This is a genomic window from Actinomycetospora aeridis (assembly GCF_037400275.1).
GTDB lineage: Bacteria > Actinomycetota > Actinomycetes > Mycobacteriales > Pseudonocardiaceae > Actinomycetospora > Actinomycetospora aeridis.
On sequence record NZ_JBBEGL010000007.1, the window covers coordinates 68,808 to 92,194 of the forward strand.

22 protein-coding genes are annotated in these 23,387 nt (G+C 76.3%); 17 read left to right on the forward strand and 5 right to left on the reverse strand.

Annotated features, from left to right (window positions below; translation table 11 throughout):
* Nucleotides 1-3: 3 nt before the first annotated feature.
* From hrpB to WCD41_RS23890, 4 genes are all read right to left on the reverse strand, one after another.
* Nucleotides 4-2,466 (reverse strand): ATP-dependent helicase HrpB, encoded by a 2,463-nt coding sequence (hrpB, locus tag WCD41_RS23875; RefSeq protein ID WP_337717170.1) that lies wholly within the window; start codon nucleotides 2,464-2,466, stop codon nucleotides 4-6.
* A 50-nt stretch (nucleotides 2,467-2,516) separates the two neighbouring features.
* Entirely contained in the window at nucleotides 2,517-5,060 is a 2,544-nt protein-coding gene (locus WCD41_RS23880; RefSeq protein ID WP_337717172.1) for an HNH endonuclease signature motif containing protein, read from the reverse strand.
* 210 nt (nucleotides 5,061-5,270) lie between these two features.
* On the reverse strand, nucleotides 5,271-6,308 hold the full coding sequence (locus tag WCD41_RS23885) for a CHAD domain-containing protein (RefSeq protein WP_337717174.1): 1,038 nt from the start codon (nucleotides 6,306-6,308) through the stop codon (nucleotides 5,271-5,273).
* A 116-nt stretch (nucleotides 6,309-6,424) separates the two neighbouring features.
* Nucleotides 6,425-8,092, reverse strand: coding sequence for a YncE family protein (locus tag WCD41_RS23890; RefSeq protein ID WP_337717176.1), 1,668 nt, complete (start codon nucleotides 8,090-8,092; stop codon nucleotides 6,425-6,427).
* Between the two features lie 202 nt (nucleotides 8,093-8,294).
* On the opposite strand from WCD41_RS23890, the gene WCD41_RS23895 reads away from it, so the two are divergent.
* The 15 genes from WCD41_RS23895 (at nucleotide 8,295) to wsfD (ending at nucleotide 21,856) form a co-directional block, all read left to right on the forward strand.
* Nucleotides 8,295-9,053, forward strand: coding sequence for an SDR family NAD(P)-dependent oxidoreductase (locus tag WCD41_RS23895; protein WP_337717178.1), 759 nt, complete (start codon nucleotides 8,295-8,297; stop codon nucleotides 9,051-9,053).
* 1 nt (nucleotide 9,054) lies between these two features.
* The gene (locus WCD41_RS23900) at nucleotides 9,055-9,558 is read left to right on the forward strand and encodes a DUF2306 domain-containing protein (protein ID WP_337717180.1); all 504 of its coding nucleotides are present in this window, start codon (nucleotides 9,055-9,057) and stop codon (nucleotides 9,556-9,558) included.
* A gap of 29 nt (nucleotides 9,559-9,587) precedes the next feature.
* The gene (gene asnB, locus WCD41_RS23905) at nucleotides 9,588-11,429 is read left to right on the forward strand and encodes an asparagine synthase (glutamine-hydrolyzing) (protein ID WP_337717182.1); all 1,842 of its coding nucleotides are present in this window, start codon (nucleotides 9,588-9,590) and stop codon (nucleotides 11,427-11,429) included.
* Between the two features lie 139 nt (nucleotides 11,430-11,568).
* Nucleotides 11,569-12,042 (forward strand): Asp23/Gls24 family envelope stress response protein, encoded by a 474-nt coding sequence (locus WCD41_RS23910; RefSeq protein WP_337717184.1) that lies wholly within the window; start codon nucleotides 11,569-11,571, stop codon nucleotides 12,040-12,042.
* 47 nt (nucleotides 12,043-12,089) lie between these two features.
* Nucleotides 12,090-12,374, forward strand: coding sequence for a hypothetical protein (locus tag WCD41_RS23915; RefSeq protein WP_337717187.1), 285 nt, complete (start codon nucleotides 12,090-12,092; stop codon nucleotides 12,372-12,374).
* A gap of 24 nt (nucleotides 12,375-12,398) precedes the next feature.
* Nucleotides 12,399-12,611: a DUF2273 domain-containing protein gene (locus WCD41_RS23920; protein WP_337717189.1), complete on the forward strand. Its 213-nt coding sequence runs from the start codon at nucleotides 12,399-12,401 to the stop codon at nucleotides 12,609-12,611.
* Entirely contained in the window at nucleotides 12,608-12,961 is a 354-nt protein-coding gene (locus WCD41_RS23925; RefSeq protein WP_337717190.1) for an Asp23/Gls24 family envelope stress response protein, read from the forward strand. Before WCD41_RS23920 ends, WCD41_RS23925 begins: the two co-directional genes overlap by 4 nt.
* Nucleotides 12,958-13,503, forward strand: coding sequence for a DUF6286 domain-containing protein (locus WCD41_RS23930; RefSeq protein WP_337717192.1), 546 nt, complete (start codon nucleotides 12,958-12,960; stop codon nucleotides 13,501-13,503). Before WCD41_RS23925 ends, WCD41_RS23930 begins: the two co-directional genes overlap by 4 nt.
* A gap of 4 nt (nucleotides 13,504-13,507) precedes the next feature.
* A complete protein-coding gene (locus WCD41_RS23935) occupies nucleotides 13,508-14,083 on the forward strand; it encodes an Asp23/Gls24 family envelope stress response protein (RefSeq protein ID WP_337717194.1) in 576 nt (191 codons plus the stop codon).
* Between the two features lie 94 nt (nucleotides 14,084-14,177).
* Entirely contained in the window at nucleotides 14,178-15,503 is a 1,326-nt protein-coding gene (locus WCD41_RS23940) for a DUF1254 domain-containing protein (RefSeq protein ID WP_337717196.1), read from the forward strand.
* Between the two features lie 246 nt (nucleotides 15,504-15,749).
* On the forward strand, nucleotides 15,750-16,778 hold the full coding sequence (locus WCD41_RS23945) for a 3-oxoacyl-ACP synthase III (RefSeq protein ID WP_337717198.1): 1,029 nt from the start codon (nucleotides 15,750-15,752) through the stop codon (nucleotides 16,776-16,778).
* Entirely contained in the window at nucleotides 16,775-17,704 is a 930-nt protein-coding gene (locus WCD41_RS23950; RefSeq protein ID WP_337717201.1) for an alpha/beta fold hydrolase, read from the forward strand. The genes WCD41_RS23945 and WCD41_RS23950 overlap by 4 nt, the downstream gene beginning before the upstream one ends.
* Nucleotides 17,701-19,308: a fatty acid CoA ligase family protein gene (locus tag WCD41_RS23955; RefSeq protein WP_337717203.1), complete on the forward strand. Its 1,608-nt coding sequence runs from the start codon at nucleotides 17,701-17,703 to the stop codon at nucleotides 19,306-19,308. Before WCD41_RS23950 ends, WCD41_RS23955 begins: the two co-directional genes overlap by 4 nt.
* Nucleotides 19,305-20,300 (forward strand): NAD-dependent epimerase/dehydratase family protein, encoded by a 996-nt coding sequence (locus WCD41_RS23960; protein WP_337717205.1) that lies wholly within the window; start codon nucleotides 19,305-19,307, stop codon nucleotides 20,298-20,300. Before WCD41_RS23955 ends, WCD41_RS23960 begins: the two co-directional genes overlap by 4 nt.
* Before the next feature lie 38 nt (nucleotides 20,301-20,338).
* Nucleotides 20,339-21,856 (forward strand): glycan biosynthesis hexose transferase WsfD, encoded by a 1,518-nt coding sequence (gene wsfD, locus WCD41_RS23965; protein ID WP_337717207.1) that lies wholly within the window; start codon nucleotides 20,339-20,341, stop codon nucleotides 21,854-21,856.
* Between the two features lie 13 nt (nucleotides 21,857-21,869).
* On the opposite strand, the gene WCD41_RS23970 is transcribed toward wsfD, so the two are convergent.
* Nucleotides 21,870-22,634 (reverse strand): PfkB family carbohydrate kinase, encoded by a 765-nt coding sequence (locus tag WCD41_RS23970; RefSeq protein WP_337717209.1) that lies wholly within the window; start codon nucleotides 22,632-22,634, stop codon nucleotides 21,870-21,872.
* Between the two features lie 59 nt (nucleotides 22,635-22,693).
* On the opposite strand from WCD41_RS23970, the gene WCD41_RS23975 reads away from it, so the two are divergent.
* On the forward strand, nucleotides 22,694-23,062 hold the full coding sequence (locus tag WCD41_RS23975) for a hypothetical protein (RefSeq protein ID WP_337717211.1): 369 nt from the start codon (nucleotides 22,694-22,696) through the stop codon (nucleotides 23,060-23,062).
* A complete protein-coding gene (locus WCD41_RS23980) occupies nucleotides 23,059-23,379 on the forward strand; it encodes a hypothetical protein (protein WP_337717213.1) in 321 nt (106 codons plus the stop codon). The genes WCD41_RS23975 and WCD41_RS23980 overlap by 4 nt, the downstream gene beginning before the upstream one ends.
* The last annotated feature ends 8 nt before the right edge of the window (nucleotides 23,380-23,387 follow it).

A 23,387-nucleotide genomic window follows, 5' to 3' on the forward strand; every position in this document is an offset into this window, starting at 1 on the left:
GGCTCAACGCCGCGGGTCCTCCGGCCAGGCGTGCTTGGGGTAGCGGCCCCGCAGCTCGGCGCGCACCTGGGGGTAGCCGGAGTCCCAGAACGACGCGAGGTCGGCCGTGACGGCGGTCGGGCGACCCGCGGGCGAGAGCAGGTGGACGACGACGGGGACGCCCGCCAGCACGGGCGCGCGCTCCCACCCGAACGCCTGCTGGACCTTGAGGGCCACGACGGGGGCGCCCGGGTCGGTGTAGTCGACGCGGACGCTGCGCCCGGACGGCGTGGTGATCCGCTGCGGGGCGAGCTCGTCGAGCCGGCCGGCCTCCGACCACGGCACGAGGTGGCGCAGCGCGGGCGCGACCTTGACCCGCGCGAGGTCGGCCCGGCGGCGCACGCGGGTGAGGTCGAGCCACTCGTCGAGACGCGAGACGAGGGCCTCGTCGTCGACGGCCGGCCACGGGTCGCCCCGCGCCGCGTGCAGGAACGCCAGGCGGGCCCGCAGGGCCGTGGCCACGTCGTCCCAGCGCAGGAGCGCGAGCCCCTCGGCGGCCAGGCCCTCGCGCACGGCGGCCGCGACCGCCGCCGGGTCGGGATGGGCCAGGGGCCGGCGGGCCAGCACGACGGCGCCGAGACGTTCGCGGCGCTCGGCCACGACGTCCCCGTCCTCCCAGGCCACCACCGCGTCGTCGTGCCACCAGCCCGCCGCGGCCTCCCGGGCGAGGTCCTCGTCGATCGGCACGGCGAGCCGCACCCGGGCCACCCGGTCGCCCGGGCCGCGGGCGGCGTCGGCGACGGCGAGCCACGGGCTGCCGCGCAGCCGGGAGCCCGCGGTGAGCTCGACGCCGGCGCCGCCGGTCGTGAGGTATCCCTGAGCGTCGTCGCCGCGGGCGCGGGCGAGGCGGTCGGGGTAGGCGAGGGCGACGACCGTTGCTCCGCCCGCCGACCGAGCGCTCGGCGGCGTCCTGCTCGACACCGAGGGCGACGGCACGCTGACGCCCCGCCGCGGGAGTCCCTCGACCTGCCGGAGCCTGCGCACCTCCGCCCGCCACCGCGGATCGTTCGTGGCCCGGGCCGCGCGCCACCGCTCGTCGAGGTCGTCGGAGTCGCCCCGCACGTCGGCGGCGAGCAGCGCCACCACCTCGGCCGCGGTGTCCGCCCCGACCATCCGGGCGCCGTCGAGCAGGGCGCGCCCCAGCCGGGGGTGCACGCCGGCTGTCGCCACGGCGTGACCGCGCTCGGTGATGCGCCCGCCCTCGTCGGTGAGACCGAGGCCGCGCAGCACCTCCCGGGCGGCGTCGAAGGCAGTCGGCGGCGGCGGATCGAGCAGGGCGATCCCCGCGCCGTCCGGGGTGCCCCAGCGCGCGAGCTGCAGGGCGAACCCGGCGAGGTCGGCGTGCGCCACCTCGGGCGCGTCCTGGCGGTCGCGGTGGGCGTGCTCGGCCTCGGACCAGCAGCGGTACACGGTGCCGCTGGACTCGCGGCCCGCGCGCCCGGCGCGCTGGGTCGCGGAGGACTGGGAGGCGAGGACGGTGACCAGGGCGTCGAGGCCCCGCGCGTGGTCGGTCCACGGGCGCCGGGAGAGCCCGGCGTCGACGACGACCCGCACACCGGGCACCGTCAGGCTGGTCTCGGCGATGGAGGTCGCGAGGACGACGCGTCGATGGTCCGTCGGGCCGCCCAGCACGGCGTCCTGGTGCGCCGCGTCCTGGCCGCCGTGGAGGGTGAGGACCTCGGCGTCGATACCGCCCAGGCGTCGGGTGACCTCGTCGATCTCCCGGCGCCCGGGCAGGAACACGAGTACGTCGCCGGCCGTCCCGGTCAGGGCACGGCGCACCGTCGCGGCCACGTGGTCGAGCAGCGCCGGCTCCACCCGCATCCCGCGCGGCGGCGGGACCGGTCGCGGGGGCGGGCTCCAGACGATGTCGACGGGGTGCATCGGATCCGGCGCGGTGACGACGGGCCCGCCGAGGGCCACGGACAGATCGTCGGCGGCGGCCGTGGCCGAGGTCGCGAGCAGGCGCAGGTCCGGGCGGAGGGCGCCGCGCGCGTCGGCGGTGAAGGCCAGGGCGAGGTCGGTGTCGAGGTGGCGCTCGTGGCACTCGTCGAGGACGACGGCGTCGACCCCCGCGAGCTCCGGGTCGCGCTGCAGCCGGGCGACGAGCAGGCCCGTGGTGACGACCTCGACCCTTGTCTCCGGGCCGGTGCGGCGTTCGCCGCGGATCGCGTAGCCGATCCGCCCCCCGACCGGCTCGCCGAGCAACCAGGCCATCCGTTGGGCCGCCGCGCGCACGGCCACGCGGCGCGGCTCGGCGACGATGACCCGGCCGTCGACCGTGCCGGCGAGCGCCAGGGGCACGAGCGTCGTCTTGCCGGTGCCAGGCGGGGCGACGAGGACGGCCGCGCCGCGCTCCCCCAGCGCCGCCTCGAGCTCCGGCAGCGCGGCGCGCACCGGCAGGTCGAGGTCGACCTCGTCGATCACACGTGCCGGTCTACCAGTCGGGGCGGTGCCCGGCTGAGCTGCCCGCGCCTCTAGAAGGGAGGTGGGTCGTCGGGGTCGAGCGGTGGCGGTGCCTTCGGTGTCTTCTCCTTCTCTTTCTCGGGGTGGCGGCCGGTGAACGTGGCGGCGAGGTGGTCGCGCCAGGCGGGCCCGGTGCCGGGTTCTTCGCCGGGTGCGGGGTCGGGCCAGTGCTCTTCGGGGATCGGCCGAGGCGTGGCCGCGTAGCGAGGTCCGGGGAGCGCGGTGAGGATCTTCTTCGGGCGGGTGGTGTGGGTGACCCCCGCCCGGGTGCGGATGGTGAACCAGCCCGGCCGGGGCTGCCGCACCCGCCAGCGGGCGTGGTGCTTCGCGCGGTGGTGATGCGCGCACCACGCCCCGAGGTTGCTGGTCACCGTGGGCCCGCCGGCGGCGTGCTCGCGGGTGTGGTCGATCTCGGCGCCGTGCGCGGTGCGCCGGCAGGCCGGGGCGACACAGCACCGGTCGCGGGCCCGCACCCAGCGTTCGGCTTCGGCCCCCGCCCGGCGGCGCCGCCAGGTGTCCGGACCGGAGTCGGCGTCCGGTGGGCGCCCCAACTTCCCGTCCGCGCGCAGGTCGGTGACCCGGTGCTGGAGTTCGCGCAGCAACGGCGCCCAGGAGGGGTGATCATCCGGGTCGAGGGCAGCGAGCAGTGTCGTCGGAACCTGCAGTTCGACGATCGCCCCGCTCGGCTGCCCCCGCGCCCGATCCGGGCCGCAGGGGCTGGCTGGTCGGGGACGCCGCGCTGGTCGGTGGCGGGCGAGCAGGACGTGCTCGAGGTGGCCCTCGGGGTCGGTGAGCACCGCGCGCCATTCCCCGTGGTGCCGCTCGCCCACCAGCTGTCGGGCGGTGGGGGCGGTGACGGTGCCGAACCCGGGCACCGCCCCGGGATGCCGGTCCAGGCCCAACGCGGTGGAGAGCCGCAGCCGGACCTCCACCACCCCGCGCCGCAACCGCCCCACCCGCCGGCCGTCGGCGCCCGCTGACCCGGCCTCCCGATCAGGCACCGGGTCGGTCCCGTCCTCGGGCGGGTCAGGCAGCGAGGGAAGTCCGGGGAGCCCGGGGAGGTCGAGGGCGCCCTGCTCGGCGGGGCGCCGCGGCGCCGGCACCACCGCCGACGATCCCTCGGCGGAGTCCTCTTCGACGGGGTCCTCTTCGGTGGGGTCCTCGCCGGGGCCGCCGTGGCCGGGACCACCGTCGCCAGGGCCGGTGTCGCCAGGGCCGGTGTCGCCAGGGCCGGTGTCGCCAGGGCCGGAGTCGCCAGGGCCGGAGTCGCCACGGCCGGAGTCGCCAGGGCCGGAGTCGCCAGGGCCGGAGTCGCCAGAGCCGGTGTCGCCAGAGCCGGAGTCGCCGCGGCCACCGCCATTGCTGGGCCCCTCGTCGTCCGGCCCGTCGTCGTCCGGCCCGTCGTCGTTCGGCCCGTCGTCGTCCGGCCCGTCGTCGTCCGGCCCGTCGTCGTCCGGCCCGTCGTCGTCCGGCCCGTCGTCGGCGGGGCCCTCGTCGGGGCCGTCGTCTTCGAGGCTGTCCTCGCCGGGGCCATCGCCGGGTCCGTCGTCGGGGCCAACGTCGGGTCCGTCGTCGGGACCGTCGTCGGGACCGACGTGGGGTCCGTCGTCGCTCGGCCCGTCGCTGTCGGGGCCGTCGTCGTCGGGGCCGTCGTCGTCGGGGCCGTCGTCGGGGCCGTTGTCGTCGCGGCCGTTGTCGGGGGTGTCGGGCCTGTTGTCGTGGTCGTCGGGGTTGTTGGTGGCGTGGTACTCCGCGGCCAGCAGCAGCACCAGATCGCGGTCGGTCATGCCCTCGGTGGAGCCGTCGAGGATCCGCATCCCCAGATGCGACCGCAGCGCGTCGGGGGTGGTGCGCACCCCGAGCTGACGCAACGCCACCACCAACCCGTCCAGACGGGCCTGGGAGTTGATGCCCTGCGGGGCCGGGGCGTCCACGAACGACAGGGTCGCGGTCCCCGACGGGTTCGCCGTCAGGATCACCCGCGCCCGCGCCTCCGCGCGTCGACGGCGCCGCTCGGCCCAGTCCGGGTCCAGATCGAGCACGATCTCGGTGACCCGCTCCCGCAACCCCATGATCGGCAGCTCGGCGGCCTCGGGCAGCACGACGGCGACAGCGTGGTTGGCGTGGTCGTCGCTCAGATCGGCCACGGTCTCGCTGATCGCGCGGACCTTGGGTTCGTCGAGCCAGCCCGCCCACAACGCCGCCCCCAGCTGCGGCAGCCGGACGTGCAGGTCGTCGGCGAGGTCGAGGCGGCGGGTGGTCATGGTCCGCGAGTGCCCCAGCAGCATCGCCACCTCGTCGCCGGAGAACTCATCCGAGCTCCCGAGCCGGGTGGTGTGCCCGTCCTGCGCCCTGCCGAGTTCCCGCATCCCGGCCAGCAGGTGGGCCTCGGCGCGGTTGTGCAACGCGAACCGCGCCCGCACGTACGCCGCCAGGTCCTCCCCGGCCAGCGTGGTGGGATCGACCTCGTCGAGCTCGACCACCAGCGCCGCGTCCGGGGCGCGGCCAGCCAACCGCGCGGCCAGGCCGCAGCGGGTGCCCGGGTCGATGCTCACGGGAAGAACGCTAGCCCCGACCCCCGACAAAGCCGCCCGCGAACAACCCCAACACAGTCGAACGTCAGATCACGAAAAGGTAACGATGCGCAAGTCGGCGGCCCACGCTCCCGAGCCGGCGTGTTCGAACGGCGCGTGAGAGTGGAGATACGGACACTCAACGTCTGCGGAGCCACTCCGCTGACACCGCGACACGCCCGAAGGAGGAGGTCAGGAGGCGTCCGCGAGCCACTGGTGCAGCTTCGAGCGGCTGTAGGCCGTGACCGCCAGCCCCAGGGCCTCGTCGGCGGCAGCCCGGCGCGCCTCGGCCTCGGCGTGCAGCACGCCGTAGGTGAAGCTCGGCTCCCCGGCCCGGTGGGCGAGGTCGGCGAGGTCGACCAGCCAGTGGGTCACCGACTCGCTGCGGCGACGCTCCTCGACCGTGCCGGCCAGAGCAGCGGCGGCGTCGGCGAGCTTGCGGGCCTGCTTGCCCAGCACGGGCCGGGAGACCCGGGCGGTGGTCGCGACCGTGTGGGCGGCGGTGGCGATCGGGGAGAGCTGGGCCCCGGCGCGGTCGGGGCTCTGCCCCTCCACGACAGCCGCCCCGGCGGCCTCGCGTGCCGCGGCGTCGGCGTCGGCGAGCGCCCGGGCCAGCACCCGCACAGTGCGCTTGGGCTTGCGGCCGCTGATCGGCGCGGTGAGCACGAGCTGGTCGGCGTGGGCGAGCAGGCTCGTCCACTCGGGCTGGACGAGCATCGCGGTGACGGCGTCGCGGCGCTCGGACGTGCGGGCGGCCACGACGATCCCGACCCGCGCCTCCACCGGGCCCTGGCGCAGGGTGGGGTCGAGGTCCTCGAGCAGCTCCTCGAGCACCTCGACCGTGCCGTCGAGCGCGCGGGCCTCCTCCACGGTCGACCGTGCCCAGGCCAGCTCCGCCCGCAGGGCCGGCAGCTCACCACCCTCGATGAGCGGCGCGAACCCCGTGACGACGGCCTCGAGGTCGGCCAAGGCCTCGGCGAGGCGCTCGACGTCCGGCCCGTCGGCGTCGCCCGTGTCGAGGACCGGCTCGTCGTCGGGCGTCTCGTCCTCCGCTGCCGGCACCGTCACCGACGAGCCGCCGTCGGCACCGAAGTCGGACGGTGGGTCGTCACCCTCGGGAGCGGAGACACCCTCGGGAGTGGAGACATCGTCGCTTCCGGGCTCGACGGCGGCATGGAGGGCGGCCACCCGCTCACGGATCGCGGCGAGGACCAACGTGGACGCAGACACGGTGTTCGGCACGTCGCCCGAGTACCCCGAGGACCTCCCGAGTGATCTCTCGACACCCCCCAACAGGAGAGCACCCCGACACGACGACCGTGTCGGGGTGCTCGTCGTCCTGCCGATCAGGGCTCGCGGCCGTCGGACCCGTCCGCGCCGTCGGTGCCGTCGGGTGAGGCGCCGCCGTTGCTGCCGCCGTCGCCGCCGTGGCCACCGGCGTGCTGCCCGGACTCCGACGACGCGTCGCCGCCGTCACCGCCGGCGCCGTTGCTCCCCGTGCCGTCGGCCGCCCCGGGGCCGCCGTCACCGCCGTCGCCACCGGTCGCGGCACCGCTCGAGGCGGCGTTCCCGCCGTCGCCACCGTCGCCGGCGGCGCCGAGGATCGAGTCGGCGCCGTTGCCGCCGTCGCCGCCCGTCGCGCGCCCGTCCGTGCCCCTCGCCGAGGCGTCGCCGCCGTCGCCGCCCCGGCCGCCACCGGCGATGGGGGTCGCGCCGTCGCCGCCGCGCCCGCCGGTCGCCGTGGCGCTGCCCGGGGCACCGGTCTGCCGACCCTGGCCGCCCTGACCCCCGGTCGCCTGCGCCGCGCCGCCGTGGCCACCGTCCCGCGCGTCGGGCGGTGACCCGGGACGCCCCGAGCCGACCGAACCGGCCCCGCCGATCGCGGTGGCGTCCCCGCCGCGGCCACCGACACCCTGTGCCGTCCCGGTCGCCGTGTGAGCGGTCCCGCCGTTGCCCCCGGTGCCGCCGACGGCGACGGCGTCCCGGCCGTCGCGGTCGCTCACCGCGTCGGTGCCGTCATGACCGTGGACGGTCACCGACCCGCCGGCTCCGCCCGCGGCCACGCCGGCGCAGGTGCCGTAGCACCACGCGGTGCCGCCGTCGCCGCCGCGACCACCCGTGGAGGTCTCACCGAACGCCTCGCCGTCCAGCGGACCACCCCGGCCGCCGTTGGCGACGTTGGTGCAGACACCCAGGCAGTAGCCGGTGCCACCACGACCACCGGAGGTGCCGTTCAGCTCGTTGACCCTCGGGCCGTCGGCACCGCTCGCGACGTCCGTGCAGTACCCGATGCAGTAGCCCGTGCCACCGCGACCCTCGTTGACGCCCGCCCGACCCACGGCAACCCCGTGGCAGACACCGGCACAGAACTCGATGTTGTGCGTCGCGTCGGTGAGGCGGAAGAAGTTCGGGCCGTAGGTGACGACGAAGTCCTTCGGAGTGAACGACGCCGCACCGAACGCCGAGAACGGCGCCGGCAGCGGCTGGGTCGCGGGACGACCCGGGGTCGGCTTCGGCGGCCGCGCAGGCTTCGACGCCGTGGCGACCCGTGGCGCGGCGTGCACGACGCCGTCCCGCCCGACGCCGACGATCGTCGGGGCGAAGGCCAGCGGCGTGGTCCGGGTGGCCGCGTAGCCATCCGCGCCGCTCGGGGCGATCGTCGTGACCGAACGGCCGCCCTCGTTCGCCGAGTAGGCCTGGTGGGTCGTGGGGTCCACGGCGACGGACACCGGGCGCGCCCCGGTGCGCACCTGCCCGACCTCGCGCATGCCGGTCGCCGTGCGGGTGTAGACGCGGACGACGTCGTGACGCGGGTCGGCCTGGTAGACGGTGCCGGTCCCGGGGTCGATCGCGACGCCGTGGGCGAGGGGAACGACGGGCGGGGCGGTCGGGGTGCCGCCGAGCGCGAGCACCGCGCCGGCCGCGATCACGAGCACGGCCCACAGGAGCCCCGGGCGCGGCCGGCGTGGTCGTGGCGGGGAGGCCGGCGGCGGATCGGTCAGGGTCGCGGTCATCGGTGTCTCCTCCGGAGGTCTCGGCCTGGACGGGAGCCACGGTCGCGTCGGGGACGGCCCTCTCTCGTCGGTGTCGCCTACGGATATCGGGCGCGGGGATGCCTACGTCGGCCCACCGAGGAAAGCGCTTGCCCAGCGTTCGTTACACCTGATAACTTTGTTAGCGGCAGTCACGCCAGCAGCTCCGACGGAAGGGGCCCGCATGCCCACCGCACTGATCACCGGCGCCACGGCAGGCATCGGCGCCGCCTTCGCCCGCCGGCTCGCCGCCGACGGCCACCGGCTCGTGCTGGTCGCCCGCGACGAGCCCCGCCTCGACGACCTGGCCGGCGAGATGCACGAGCGCCACGGCGCGCCGGCCGAGGGCAAGCACGAGGTGCTGCCCGCCGACCTGGCCACCGCCGAGGGGCGCGCCGTCGTGGAGCAGCGCCTGCGCGACGGCGCCGCCCCGGTGGACATGCTCGTCAACAACGCCGGGATCGGGTCTGTCGGCACGTTCTGGGACACCGACGCCGAGGCGCTGAACGCCCAGTTCGAGCTCGGCACCACCGCGGTGTTCCGCCTGACGCGCGCCGCCCTGGAGGGCATGGTCGAGCGCGACCGCGGCGCGGTCCTCACCGTCGCGAGCTTCGCCGGCCTCCTGGCCGGCCGCAACGGCGCGTCGTACACCGCGGCCAAGACCTACGCGGTGTCGCTCTCGGCCGAGATCGCCGCCGAGCTGCGCGGCACCGGAGTGCAGGCGATGGCCGTGTGCCCGGGCTGGACCCACACCGAGCTGCACCAGCGCTCCGGCAGCGACTGCCCCGAGGACTCCTCGGCGTGGTGGCTCGAGGCCGACGAGGTGGTCGACACCGCCCTGCGCGACCTCGCCCGCGGCCGCACCCGCTCGGTGCCCGGCCGTCGCTACCGGCTGCTGCTCGCCGCCGTCGACGCCATGCCGCACGCGTTCACCCGCCGCTGACATGGCGCTCGAACCGTGGACGCTGCTGATCGGCACCCACGCCGTCGCGGCGGTCCTGGCCCTGGTCCTCGGCGCGGTCAACACGCTGCGGCGGGTCCGCGGTGACCGCCCGCACCGGCGGATCGGACGCGCCTGGCTGGTGTCGATGCTGCTCGTGTCGGCCACGTCGTTCTGGATCGGCGACTACGACGACGCCGAGGGCCTGTTCCTGCACGGCCTCGCCGTCGCCACGATCGTCAGCATCGTCATCGGCTGGTGGGCCGCCCGGCAGGGGCAGTACATCACCCACGGCTGGTGCATGGTCTGCCCGTACGTCGGCCTGCTGGGCGCGCTCGTCGGGGTCGTGGCCACGCCCGTCCGCATGATCCCCAGCTGGTTCCGCGCGTACCCGCTGCCGATGACGCTGATCGCCGCCGGGCTGGTCGTCGCGGCCGCCGTGGGAGCGCGGGTCGCGCTCCGGCGCCGCACGCCCGTCCCGGCGCGCCCCGAACCCGTCACGACCTGACCCCCTGGTTCTGACCCGAGGAGACCACCATGTGCGGCATCACCGGATGGGTGTCCTACGGCACCGACGTACGCGCCCGCCCGGGCGTCGTCGAGGACATGACCGAGCAGCTGCGCGACCGCGGCCCGGACGCCGGCGCGACCTGGACCGACGCCCACGCCGCGCTCGGCCACCGCCGACTCGCCGTCATCGACGTCGCCGGCGGCGCCCAGCCCATGGTGGAGACCACCGCCGACGGGGACGTCGCGCTGACCTACAGCGGCGAGGCCTACAACTTCGCCGCCCTGCGCAGCGAGCTGGCCGGCCGCGGCCACCGCTTCACCACGCGCAGCGACACCGAGGTGGTGCTACGCGGCTACCTCGAGTGGGGCGCGGCGGTGGTCGACCGGCTCGTCGGCATGTACGCCTTCGCCGTCTGGGACGCCCGCGACGACACCCTGCTGCTGGTGCGCGACCGCCTCGGCGTCAAGCCGCTCTACTACTACCCCACCGCCGACGGCATCGTCTTCGGCTCCGAGCCCAAGGCGATCCTGGCGCACCCGGACACCGTCGCGGCGGTCGGCCTGGACGGCATGCGCGAGATCTACTCGGGCATCAAGCGACCCGGGGTCGCCGTGTTCGAGGGCATGCGCGAGTTGCGCCCGGGCCACACGCTGCGGCTGGACCGCTCGGGGCGCCGCGAGCACGAGTACTGGGCCCTGCAGGCCCACCGGCACGACCTCGACGGGCCCGCGACGGTCGCCCGCACCACCGAGCTGCTCGAGGAGATCGTCGACGAGCAGCTCGTGTCCGACGTGCCGCTGTGCACGCTGCTCTCGGGCGGGCTGGACTCGAGCGCCATCACCGGGATCGCCGCCGAGCGCGGCCGGGCCCACGGCGGGACCGTGCGCAGCTTCTCGGTCGACTTCCAGGGCCACACCGAGAACTTCCGGGCCGACCGCCACAACACCAGCGCCGACGCGCCCTTCGTCGCCGACGCGGCGGCCCACATGCGCACCGAGCACCGCGACGTGGTGCTCGACCCGAGCGCGCTGTCCGACCCGGCCGTGCGCCGCGCCGCGGTGGAGGCCCGGGACATGCCGGTGGGCTTCGGGGACATGGACATGTCGCTGTACCTGCTGTTCTCGTCGATCCGCGAGCGCTCGACCGTGGCGCTGTCGGGCGAGGGTGCCGACGAGCTGTTCGGCGGCTACTGGTGGTTCCACGACGACGCGGTCACCGCCGCGCCGGCGTTCCCCTGGCTGACCGCCACGATGGGGCAGGCCCGCCAGGAGCGCCCCTACGGCCCGCCCGACCTGGTGGCGGCGCTGGACATCCCGGGCTTCGCCGAGCAGACGTTCCACGACGCGGTCGCCGCCGCCCCCGTCCACGAGGACGACAGCGAGGTCGACCGGCGCTGGCGCCAGCAGCTGCACCTGCACATGACCTACAACATGCCGTCGCTGCTCGACCGCAAGGACCGGATGAGCATGGCGGTGGGCCTCGAGGTCCGCGTGCCGTTCTGCGACCACCGCCTGGCCCAGCTCGCCTACGACATCCCCCGCGCCCTGCACACCGCCGACGGCCGGGAGAAGAGCGTGCTGCGGGCCGCCGTCGGCCGCTACCTGCCGGCGTCGATCCTGGCGCGCACCAAGAGCCCCTACCCGCGCAGCCAGAACCAGGGCTACGTCATCAAGGTGCAGGACCAGGTGCGCGAGGCCCTCGACACCGGCGACGCCCGCCTCGGCGAGCTGATCCACCGCGGGTGGGCGAGCTCGGTGGCCACCCGGCCCGCCGAGGAGGTCGACCCGGGCTCGCGGATGGCGATCGAGCGGCTGCTGGACTTCCAGATCTGGCTCGAGCAGCACGACCCGGAGCTGCGGCTGGCCTGAGGATCTCCACGGTGGCGACCGTCACGCCCGGTTCGCCGTGAGGATCCGTGATCGGTCGTGTCCAACCGATTGAGTTCGACGGGCAGCGAGGCCCACCCCGGTGCCTCGCCGTCGACCCGTCGGCAGGAAGGACACGACCGTGAGCACCCCCGGCACCACCAGTCCCGCCACCAGTCCCGCCACCACGCCCACCGCCTCGCCGCTCGAGAGCACCCAGGGCCGCACCACGATCGCCGACGGCGTCGTCGCCCAGATCGCCGGTCTCGCCGCCCGCGAGATCGACGGCGTGCACGGCTTCGGCAGCAGCGCGGCCCGGGCCTTCGGCGCGATCACCGAGCGCATCCCGGGCGGGCGCTCGTCCACCACCCAGGGCGTGTCGGTCGAGGTCGGTGAGCGCCAGGCCGCCGTGGACCTGACCGTCGTCGTCGAGTACGGCGTGTCCATCGCCGATCTCGCCCGCGCCATCCGCCGCAACGTCATCGCCGCGGTGCAGCGGATGACCGGGCTCGACGTCGTCGAGGTCAACGTCAACGTCGTCGACCTCCACCTCCCCGGCGACGACGACGGCGACGACGCCGAGACGGCGACCACCGCACCGGCCCGCGTCCGGTGATCCGGCCCGCCCGACCCGGACGTCACGACACGACCGGCCAGGCCGTCGTGGCCGGGGTCGACGTCGACCGGGTCGCGGCGGCGGTTGCCGCGTGCCCGCTGGTCGCCGGGCTCCACGCCGGCGACCACGGCACCGCCGCCACGCTGCTGCCCGGTCGCCGGGTGGTCGGGGTCCAGGTGACCTCGCCCGCCGGCGACCCCGTGCGGATCACCGTCACCGTGCTCGCCCGGTACAGCGCGCCCCTGGACCGCCTGGTGGAGCAGGTCCGCTCCGCGGTCGGCGTCCGCGCGCCCGGCCATCCCGTCGACGTCGTCGTCACCGGCGTCTCCTGACCCTCACCTCCCGGGAGGAACCCCGTGGTCACCACCAACACCGTCCTGGGCCTCGCCGTCGGCGTGGCCCTCGGGTTCGCCGGCGCCTTCGGCGGGCTCGGCGCCTTCCTGCTCGTGCTCGTGCTCGGCGTCGCCGGCGTGCTCGCCGGCCGCTGGGCCGACGGCCGGCTCGACCTCACCGAGCTCGCCGAGCAGCTGCGCGGTGCCGCCTCCGACCGGGAACGGACCCGGCGATGACCCCCGCCGACGAGCCCGGACACCGCGGCGAGCTGACGATCGCCGACACGGTCCTCGAGAAGCTCGTGGCCGCGATCGCCGGCGAGGTGGACGGGATCACCGTTCCCGCCGCCGGTGGGCTCGCCGGCGTGGTCGGCGCCCGCCGCACCACCGCCCGGGTCCGCCGCACGCAGGACCGGCTGGAGGTCGCTCTCGGCCTGGCGATCACCTATCCGACCCCCGTCGCAGCCACGGCCGACGCCGCCCGCCGCCGCGTCGGCACGCGGGTCGCCGAGCTCGCCGGCCTCACCGTCGGGCGCGTCGACGTCGACGTCACCGCCCTGCCGCACCCCGGGCGGGTGGCCCCGTGACCCGCCGCTCCCGCCGGACCCTCCCGGCGACCCTCGTCGCCCTCGTGCTCCTCGCGGCCGGCGCGCTCGTGGCCACCAGCGCGGTCCAGGTCCTGCTCGGGCGCACCCCGCTGCTGGCCGTCGACGCCGTCACCGAGGCGCTCGCACGGACCACCTGGCAGGCCCCGGCCGTGCTCGTCGCCGCCGGCGTGGCCGCGGCGCTCGGCCTGGTCCTGCTCGTCGCCGCCCTGTGGCCCGGTCGCACGCACGTCCTGCCCCTGGTCGCCGACCCCGCGCTGCCCGAGATCGTCGCGGGCGGGTGGCACCGCCACGACCTCGCCGCCCGGCTGCGCCGGCGCGCCCTGGCCGTCGAGGGCGTCGAGGGCGCCACCGCCCGCGTCCGGCGCCGCCGGGTCCGCGTCACGACCCGCACCCACCGCGCCGCCACCGGCGCGCTGCGCGAGGCCGTGGCCACCGCCGTGCGGGCCGACCTCGACACGCTCGGTCTCGCCCGGCGCCCCCGCCTGCGCGTCACCGTGACCTCCCGCCGCAAGGAGCGCTGATCCCGTGGCCCGTGCCACCAACCCGCCCGCCCGCCTCAACCGTGCGCTGCTCGGCGTCTCGGGTCTGGTGCTGCTCGCCGCCGCGGCCCTGGCCGCCGGCATCGCCATCGGGCGTCTCCCCCTCGTCGCCGGTGACGCTCCCGTGCTCGGCGGAGCCCTGCCGTCCTGGTGGCCGTGGGCCGCCACGGTCGGCGCGGTCGTCGTCGGCCTCGCCGGGCTGCGCTGGCTGCTCGCGCAGACGCACCGCCGCCCGGTCGGCGACACGTGGACCGTGACCGCCGACGGCCCCCTCCCCGGGAGCACGAGCGTCGCCGGCGGCGTCACCGAGGCGGCCGTGCGCGCCGACCTCACCGACCACGCCGGGGTCGCCGACGCCCGCGTCCGCCTGACCGACGGCGCACCCCGGCCGACCCTGTACGTCGAGCTCGACCTCGACACCGAGGCCGACGCCCGTGGTGCGGTCGAGCACCTGAGCCTCTACGCCCTCCCGCGCCTGCGCCAGGCCCTCGGGGTCCCCGCCGTGCCCACCCGGCTCCTGCTGCGCTCGGGACGGGCACGAACGCCCGACCGCGTCGCCTGATCCGGCCGCGGCGGCGTCACCCTCCTCAGGTGAGGTCGTCGGGGCGCGCGGCGGAGACCGTCACTCGGAGACGCACACCGAGGAGCTGAGCCGCATGATCGAACTGTCCGTGGACGAGGTCCGGAACGTGGCGGCGGAGGCCTACGCGTACCTCTATCCGTTGGTGACCATGGACGTCACGCGGCTGCAGCTCACCGACACCTCGGTCGACGCGGTGGGCCACGCCGCCCCGAACACGCTCACGCACCTGCGCGAGTTCCCCGACGCGGACTTCCGCTCGGTGGTCGCACCCAACTTCGACACGCTCTACTCCAGCGCCTGGCTCGACCTCGCGGACGGGCCGCTGCTGCTCGAGATGCCCGACAGCGGCGGGCGCTACTACCTCCTGCCGATGCTGGACATGTGGACCGACGTGTTCGCCGCCCCCGGGTGGCGCACCACGGGGACGGCGGCGTCCCGCTTCGTGATCGCCCCGCCGGGGTGGACCGGGGAGCCGCCCGCGGGCGCGCAGGTGCTCCGCGCGACCACGTCGGTGGCCTGGATGATCGGCCGGACCCAGACCGACGGGCCCGCCGACTACGCCGCCGTCAACGCCTTCCAGGACGGCCTCGCCCTGACGAGGCTCGACGGCGGCGCGCCGCCGACCACGGTGCGGCCGTCCGTGGCCCCGGCCGGCCTCGACCTCGGCCGCGAGCCCCTGGAGATCGTCAACGGGCTCGACGGCGTCGAGTTCTTCGCCTACGCCTCGCGGCTCCTGGCCCTGCACCCGCCGCACGCGACGGACTTCGCCGTCCTCGCCCGCATGGCCGCGATCGGCATCATCCCCGGTCAGGAGTTCGACGCCGCGGGGCTCGACCCCGACCGCGTCGTCGCGCTGAACGGCGGCGCGAAGGCGGCGCTCGAGCTCCTGCACGCCGGCATCGCCCGGACGGGACGGTTCGCGAACGGCTGGACGATCAACACCGAGGTCATGGGCGTCTACGGCAACGACTACCTCAAGCGCGCGATCGTCGCGATGGTCGGGCTGGGCGCGAACGCGCCCGAGGACGCCGTCTACCCCCTCGCGCTCACCGACGCCGACGGTGCCCCGATCGTCGGCGAGAAGGACTACGTGCAGCACTTCGCCGCCGACCAGCTGCCGCCGGTCAAGGCGTTCTGGTCGGTCACGATGTACGACGCCGACAGCTTCCAGGCGCCGAACCCGCTCGACCGCTTCGCCCTCGGTGACCGCGACCCGCTGCACCGCAACCCCGACGGGTCGATCGACCTGTACTACGGGCCCACCGACCCCGGCGGCGAGCAGACCGCGAACTGGCTGCCGGCCCCCGCCGGCCCCCTGCGCATCATGCTGCGCCTCTACGCGCCGGCACCGGCCGTGCTCGACGGCGCCTGGGCGCCGCCGCCCGTGGCCGTCGTGTGAGGACCGCACGGCGATTGTCGTCTGCGTCGCAGGGCGGACCCGACGATTCCCGGGGATCGGCGCGTACGATCGTCGATCAACGAATTCGACCGCCGCGTTGGGACATCGGCAGGAATGGCGTTCTGCCGGGTGGCGCAGTTCCGGACAAGGTGTGCCTGTTACCGGGATTCGTAGGACCCACGGTAGCCGATTCCGCGCCGTCCGCGCATTCCTGCGTGACCAGACGCCGTGCCGCACGGTGGGGACATGAGATCCGCGCGACGCTATGACGACGTGGTGATCGCCGGGCTGGCACACCTCGACGCGCCGCACGTCGTCACCTCCACCTACCTCGAGGAGCAGCTCGCGGGGACGTTCGACCGCCTGCGCATCGGCCCCGGCCTCCTGGAACGGCTGTCGGGGATCCGGGAGCGGCGGCTCTGGGACGAGGGCACGGTGCCCAGCGAGGTGGCCGCCCTCGCCGGGGAGCGCGCGCTGCGGGACAGCGGGGTCTGCCGCGACGAGATCGGCGCGCTCATCAACACGTCGGTGAGCAGGGACCACCTCGAACCGTCGACCGCGAGCATCGTGCACGGCCTCATGGAACTGCCGCCCGAGGCCGTCAACTTCGACCTCGGCAACGCGTGTCTCGGATTCCTCGACGGCATGAACCTGGTGTCGACGATGATCGAGGCCGGGGAGATCGAGCACGGCCTCGTGGTGGCCGGCGAGACCAGCCGGTACGCCATGGAGGGCACGCTCGCCCGGCTCGCCGGGGACGACGCCACCCGGCGGATGTTCCACGAGCAGTTCGCGACGCTGACCGTCGGCTCCGGCGCGGTCGCGATGGTGCTCTCGCGGGCCGACGGACCCGGCGGCCACCGGTTCCTCGGCGGCCTCGGGCGCGCCAGCACCACCGGCAACGCCGGCCTGTGCGTCGGGCAGGGCGACGAGATGCGCACCGACAGCAAGGGGCTCCTCGAGGCGGGGATGGAGCTCGCCGGGCGCGTGTGGAAGGAGGCCGTCGCGACCTTCGACTGGGACCCCGCCGGGTACGACACCTACTGCCTGCACCAGGTCAGCAAGGTCCACACCGGCGCCGTCGTCGACCAGCTCGGCCTCGACGCCGACCGCTTCCCGTCGATCTACCCGCACTTCGGCAACATCGGCCCGGCCGGGGTGCCGACCGTGCTGAGCAAGGCGGTGCAGGACGGCACCGTGCGGGACGGGTCGCGGGTCATGCTCATGGGCGTCGGCAGCGGCATCAACGCGGCGGCCGCCGAGGTGCGCTGGTGAGCGCCCCGGCCCCCGCGACCGGGCTCGACGGCTACCCCTTCGTCACGCAGTCCGTCGAGATCGGCGGACACCGGATGTCCTACGTGGACGAGGGTGACCGCGACGCGCCGCCGGTGCTGCTCGTCCACGGCAACCCGACCTGGTCGTTCTACTACCGGACGCTCCTGCGGTCCCTGCCCGCCCGCGGCCGGCGCGTGCTCGCCCCCGACCACATCGGGATGGGCCTCTCGGACAAGCCCTCGCTGCAGGAGTACCCGCACACGCTCACGCGGCGGGTCGCCGACCTCACGGCGTTCGTCGACGGCCTCGACCTCGCCGGTCCGGTCTCCCTCGTGGTCCACGACTGGGGCGGGCCGATCGGGCTGGCGTGGGCCGCGGAGCACCCCGACCGCGTCGCCGACGTCGTCGTCATGAACACCGGCGCCTTCCCGCTGCCCGACGACCACGGGCTGCCGTGGATGCTGCGGGCCGCCCGCCTGCCGGTGGTGAGCGACGTCCTCGTCCGGCGTCTCGGCGCGTTCTCCCTCGGCGCGCTCGTCCTCGGGACCGGGCGGGCCTGGCTGCCCGGCGAGGCGCGCCGCGGCCTGCTCGCGCCCTACGACCGCCCGGAGCACCGCGTCGCGGTGCACGCGTTCGTCCGCGACATCCCGCTCGGGCCCGACGACCCCGCCCACCCCGTCCTCGTGCGCCTCGAGGAGCGGCTCGGCCTGCTCGACGCCCGGCCCGTCCAGGTGCACTGGGGGATGAAGGACCCCGTCTTCGACGCCGACATCCTCGCCCACGTCGAGCGCCACCTCCCCCGCGCCGAGATCTTCCGCTACCCCGACGCCGGGCACTACGTCCTCGAGGACGAGCCCGACGCGATCGGCGCGCGGGTCGACGCGTTCCTGGACCGCCGCCCGGACCGGCGCCAGGACCACCGATGACCGGCACCGCGCTCGCCACGCTCGACGCCATGCTCGCCGAGCGGGCGCGAGCGCACCCGGACCGGGCGGCCCTGGTCCTGCCCGCGCCCGTCCTCCCCGGCAGCCGCACGACGACGTTCGGCGAGCTGGACCGTCGCGTCGAGCGCGTCGCCGCCGGGCTGCACGCCGCCGGCGTGGGACCCGGCGCGCGGGTGGCGCTGCTCGTCCCGCCCATCGCCGACTTCTTCGTGCTCGCCTACGCGCTCATGCGCGCACGGGCCGTGCCGGTCGTCGTCGACCCGGGCATCGGGCTGCGCCGCGTCCGGAGCTGTCTGGACGAGGCCGCCCCCGACGCGTTCGCCGGCGTGCCGAAGGCCCACCTCGCGCGCCGCGCGCTGGGCTGGTGCCCCGGCGCCCGCCTGGCGATCACCGCCGGCGGGGTCCCCGTCCCGGGCACGACGCCGGTGCGGGACCTCGAGGGCGACCGTGGCCCGGTCGATGCCCAGCGCCCCGCCGGCTCCCCCGCCGCGATCGTCTTCACCAGCGGCAGCACGGGGCCACCGAAGGGCGTCGAGCACGACGACGACGGCCTCGTCGCCCAGGCCGCGCTCGTCCGCGACCTCTACGGGCTGGGCCCGGGCCACGTCAGCCTGGCGACCTTCCCGCCGTTCGCCCTGTTCGGCCCGGCGCTGGGGATGACCACCGTCGTGCCCCGGATGGACCCGACCCGCCCGGCGCGCGTGCGGGCCGGGAACCTCGTCCGCACGGCGCGGCGTACGGGCGCGACGGTCATGTTCGGCTCGCCCGCGGTCCTCGACCGCCTCGGCCGTGACGCCCCGCCCGGCACGATCCTGCCGGCGCTGCGCACGGTGATCTCGGCGGGCGCGCCGGTGCCCCGGGACGTCCAGCGCCGGGTGCTCGCGCTGCTCGGCGCCGGCGCACAGGTCCACACCCCGTACGGCGCGACCGAGGCGCTCCCCGTCGCGACGATCGGCAGCGACGAGCTGCTGGACCTCCCCGACGACGGCATCTGCGTCGGACGCCCGGTCCCGGGCGTCGAGGTCACCCTGATGCGGGTCGTCGACGGGCCGGTCGCGGCGCTGACCCCGGAGCTCGCCGTGCCCGACGGCGAGGTCGGCGAGGTGGTGGTCCGCGGCGCGGTCGTCAGCCGGCGCTACGCCGACCGGCCGGAGGCCACGACGGCGGCGACGGTCGGCTGGGACGGAGCGCCGGCGCACCGGATGGGTGACCTCGCGAGCCGGGACCCCGGCGGGCGGCTGTGGTTCGCCGGGCGGGTGTCGCACGTCGTCCGCACCGACGCCGGCCCCCTCTACAGCGTGCCGTGCGAGGAGGTGCTCAACCGCGACCCGGCCGTCCGGCGCTGCGCCCTGGTCGGCCTCGGGACCGGACCGGTCCGCCGGCCCGTCCTCGTCGTCGAGCCCGCCCGCGGGACGAGGCCCACGGACGACCTGCGCGCCCGCCTGCTCGGTGTCGCCGCCGCGGACGACCGCACGCGTCCGGTCGAGGACGTCGTGTTCCACCCCGGGCTGCCGGTCGATCCCCGGCACAACTCCAAGATCGACCGCGAGGCCCTGGCCCGCTGGGCGACGGGACGGGCGTCGTGAAGGCCCTGGTGACGGGGGGCGGCGGCTTCCTCGGCGGCGCGGTGGTCGACGCCCTGCTCGCCCGCGGCGACGACGTCACGAGCCTGGCCCGCGGCGACTACCCCGACCTCGCGGCCCGCGGGGTCCGGGCGCTGCGCGGCGACCTCGCGGACCCGGCGGCCGCGCGCGACGCCGTGCGCGGGCAGGACGTCGTCGTGCACGTCGCGGCCAAGGCCGGTCTGTGGGGTAGCGACGCGGACTTCCGTCGCAGCAACGTCGAGGGCACCCGCGTGCTGCTCGACGCCTGCCGCGCCGAGGGGGTGGGGCGGTTCGTCTTCACCAGCACCCCCAGCGTCGTGCACGCCGGCGGCGACATCGTCGGCGGGGACGAGTCGCTCCCGTACGCCGACCACTTCGACTCCGCCTACCCGCGGACCAAGGCGGAGGCCGAACGCCTGGTCCTCGCCGCCGACTCCCCAGACCTGGCGACGACGGCCCTGCGCCCGCACCTGATCTGGGGGCCGGGCGACACCCAGCTCGTCCCCCGCATCCTCGCCCGGGCCCGCGCCGGCACGCTGCGCCTCGTCGGCGACGGCTCGGCGCTGATCGACACGACCTACATCGAGGACGCCGCGGCCGCCCACGTCGACGCCGTCGACCACCTGCGTCCCGGCGCACCGTGCGCGGGGCGCGCGTACTTCGTGACGTCCGGCGATCCCCGCCCGGTGCGCGAGCTCGTCAACGGCATCCTCGCCGCCGGCGGGCTCCCCCCGGTCCACGCGACGGTGCCGCGGGCCGTCGCCGTGGCGGCGGGCGCCGCCGTCGAGGCCGCGTGGTGGACGCTGGGCCGGCTCACCGACCTCGGCGAGCCCCCGATGACCCGCTTCCTGGCCCGCCAGCTCGCGACCACGCACTGGTTCGACATCTCCGCCGCCCGCCGCGACCTGGGCTACCGGCCCCGCGTCGACGTGGCGGCCGGACTCGAGCACCTCGCCCGGGCGCTCGCGACCTGACCCGGGCCGGGTGGCCGCGGTGTGGGACTCTGCCCGCGATGACCGAGGAGGGCCGGCGTCTCGGCGTGCCGGCCCGGGTGGCCGTGGCCGTGCTGGTGGCGCTGGTCGTCACGGCCGGTCTCGTCGCCTCCCTGCGCCTGGTCGGCGGACCGGCGGTCGGTGCGGGCGACAACAGCGACGGGGGCCGCCTGTTCTGTGCCGCCGAGCTGACGCCCGACGCGAGCGGCGGGCGCTCCAACTGGCGGGGCGTCGTCGTCACGGAGTTCGACACCGGCGGGGAGCCGTGCCCGCCGGGAGCGGCCGGGAGCTCGGCGACGGTCGTCCTGCAGGTCGCGGTCGCGCTCGCCCCGGCCCTCGACGACGGCGACCGCACCGACGGCACCACCCGGTTCAGCCTGCGCTGGCTGGCGGCGCTCTACGCCCTGCTCCTCGGTGCCGGGGCCGGCGTCGCCGCGTTCGCAGCCACCGCGCGCTCGCCCGTCGGCGTCGCGGCGCTGGTCCCCGTACTGCTCCCGCTGGTGGCGGTGCCCTGGTGGTCGCGCTTCCTGGTCTCGACCTACGCCGAGTCCGCGGGCCTGCTCGGCACGGTGTGGGTGGGCCTCGGGCTCGTGACGCTCGCCGTGACGCGGTCCGGGGACCGCGGCGCCCGGTGGTGCGCGCTCGCGCTCCTCGCGGCGGGCGGGCTCGTCGCCGCGACGGCGAAGCCGGCGTTCCTGGCGGTCGGGCTCGTCGCCGTCGCCGCCTGCCTCCTGACCGCCGCCGGCACCGGTCCGGCCGCCCGACGTCGCGCGCCCGGACTCCTCGCCGCGGTCGCGACGGTCGCCCTGGCGGCGGCCCCGGTCGCGTCATCGGTGCGCGCGCAGGACGAGTTCTACCTGCTCAACAACGTGCACGACCTCGTCTTCACCGCCGTGCTCGTGGAGGCGGGACCGTCGGCCACCGCCCCGCTGGGCCTGCGCCCGGAGGCGGCCGCCCACGCCGGGGAGGGCTACTACTGGGACACCGGCCGCGCGGTCCCCGGCTACACCGAGACCGTCGCCGAGCGCCCGGAACAGCTGCGGGAGGCGACGTACCGGTACCTGGCGAGCGACCCCCGCGTGCTGGCGGCGATGGTCCACCGCGGGGTGACGGCCACGGCGCGCCCGCAGCTGCCCTACCTGCCCTCCGTGGCCGGCGGCCCGGGCACGGTGACCTCGGACCCCGCCGACCTCGGCGCGGACCGGTGGCTGCTCATGGGCGCGCTGTTCGCCGACCTCGACGCGCTCCCCGCGCCCTGGCTCCCGAGCGCGCTGGTCGTCGTCGCCCTCGCTGCCGGCGCCGCCACCGTCGTGGTCCCGCGGGCGGGACGCTCGAGCTCGGCCGCCGTGGGCCTCGTGCGCTGCGCCGCGGCGCTCGCCGTCGTCGCGCTCGGGATCGTGGTGCCCGCCGTCCTCGGCGACGGGTACTACGAGCTGACCAAGCACGTGTGGCTGGCGTCGTACGCGCTGGTCGTCGCCGCGGGCGCGCTGGTCGCGGCGGCACTGTGCGCGGTGGCCGCGGTCGCACGCCGCCCCTGACCACTCCAGGGCCCTACTCCAGCGCGGCGGCCAGCGCCTCGCCGGTCGGCATCGCCTCGCGGCCGCCGGGCGCGGCGGCGCACAGCGCGGCGGCGACGGTCGCGACGTAGAGCGCATCGTCGAGCTCCTGGCCGGCGGCCAGCCCCGCGGTGAGGACGCCGGTGAGGGTGTCGGCCGCGCCGGAGGTGTCGCACACCGCCGTGTCGGGAGCGGGAAGGCGCCGCACCCGGCCGTCGTCGGCCACCAGGACGCCCTCCTCGCCGAGGGGCACGATCACCGGGCCGCCGGTCCACGAGTGCAGCGTGGCCGCGCCCGCCGCCACCGAGGGCGGGCTCGCGGCCTGCGCCCCGCCGCCCAGACGCAGGATCTCGGTGAGCGCCGCGGCGTCGGGGGTGAGCACGGGGGCGAGGTCGAAGAGCCCGACGACGGTGTGGACCACGGGCGCGGGGTCGAGGACGCAGGGCACGCGCAGCCCGGACGTGGTCCCGACACCCGCGGCGACCGCGGCGGCGGGGATCGCCGTGCTGACCAGCACGGCCCCGAGATCGGCGGCGCCGTTCAGCACGGCCCGGACGTACGGGGCCTCGAGGTGCCCGTCGTCGGTGACGAGCACGTCGTCGACGACGACGCCCTCGCCGGCGAGCCCGTCGAGTGCCGACGACCCGGCGTGGTCCACCGCCCCGACGAGGCGGACGCCGACGCCGATCCGCGCGGCCGCCACCGCGGCGTCGGCGGCCTTCCCGTCGACCGCGCCGACGACGACCATCGACGGGCTCATGCGCGGCCTCCTGTGCTCGGTGTCCTCCGGGATCGTGCCCCGGGTCCTACGATCCGCGCATGCGGGGGCGGGGGCAGGGGCGCAGGGAGAGCGTCGACGAGGTGATCGAGCGGCTGGTGCGCGAGGGGCGCTTCAGTGAGGCGACCGCGGAGCGCAAGCGGGTCGTGGAAGCCACGAGCTTCCGCATGACCCAGCGGACCGCGCGTGCCCACCGCAGCGCGGTCGACCGCAGTCGCCGCTCCGGGGCCGGCGCGGAGGCCGCCGCGCAGGACGCGGCCACCGCCCGCCTCATCGCGGCGTCCCTGGAGCAGTCCCTCGCGCGCCACCCGGAGTTCGCCGACCCGGAGGTCGTGCGGTGGCTGGCGCCCACGCGCCGGGAACGTCTCGTCGATCGTGTGCGACGACGCTGGAGCGGTGGTACACCGTGACCGTGTACCTCGCGATCGCCACCGACGGCGTCGAGCTCCGGATGCCCGAGCACACCACCGACCTGTACGCGTCCTACTGGGAGCGCCTCGGTCCCGACCAGATCGTCCGGCTGCTCGCCGAGCACGACGCGGGCGAGCTCTCCGAGGACCGCCAGAGCGTCATGATCCCGGTGGCCACGCTGCGACGCCTCGCCGCCGGGCGCGTCTCCGAGGGGTGGGACGCCGAGTTCGAGGCGATGCTCGAGAAGGCCCGCGAGCGGGGCTGGCTCAACGAGTCCGGCGACGCCGTGCAGGCCCACCTCGAGCGGGAGCGCTGATCTAGGCT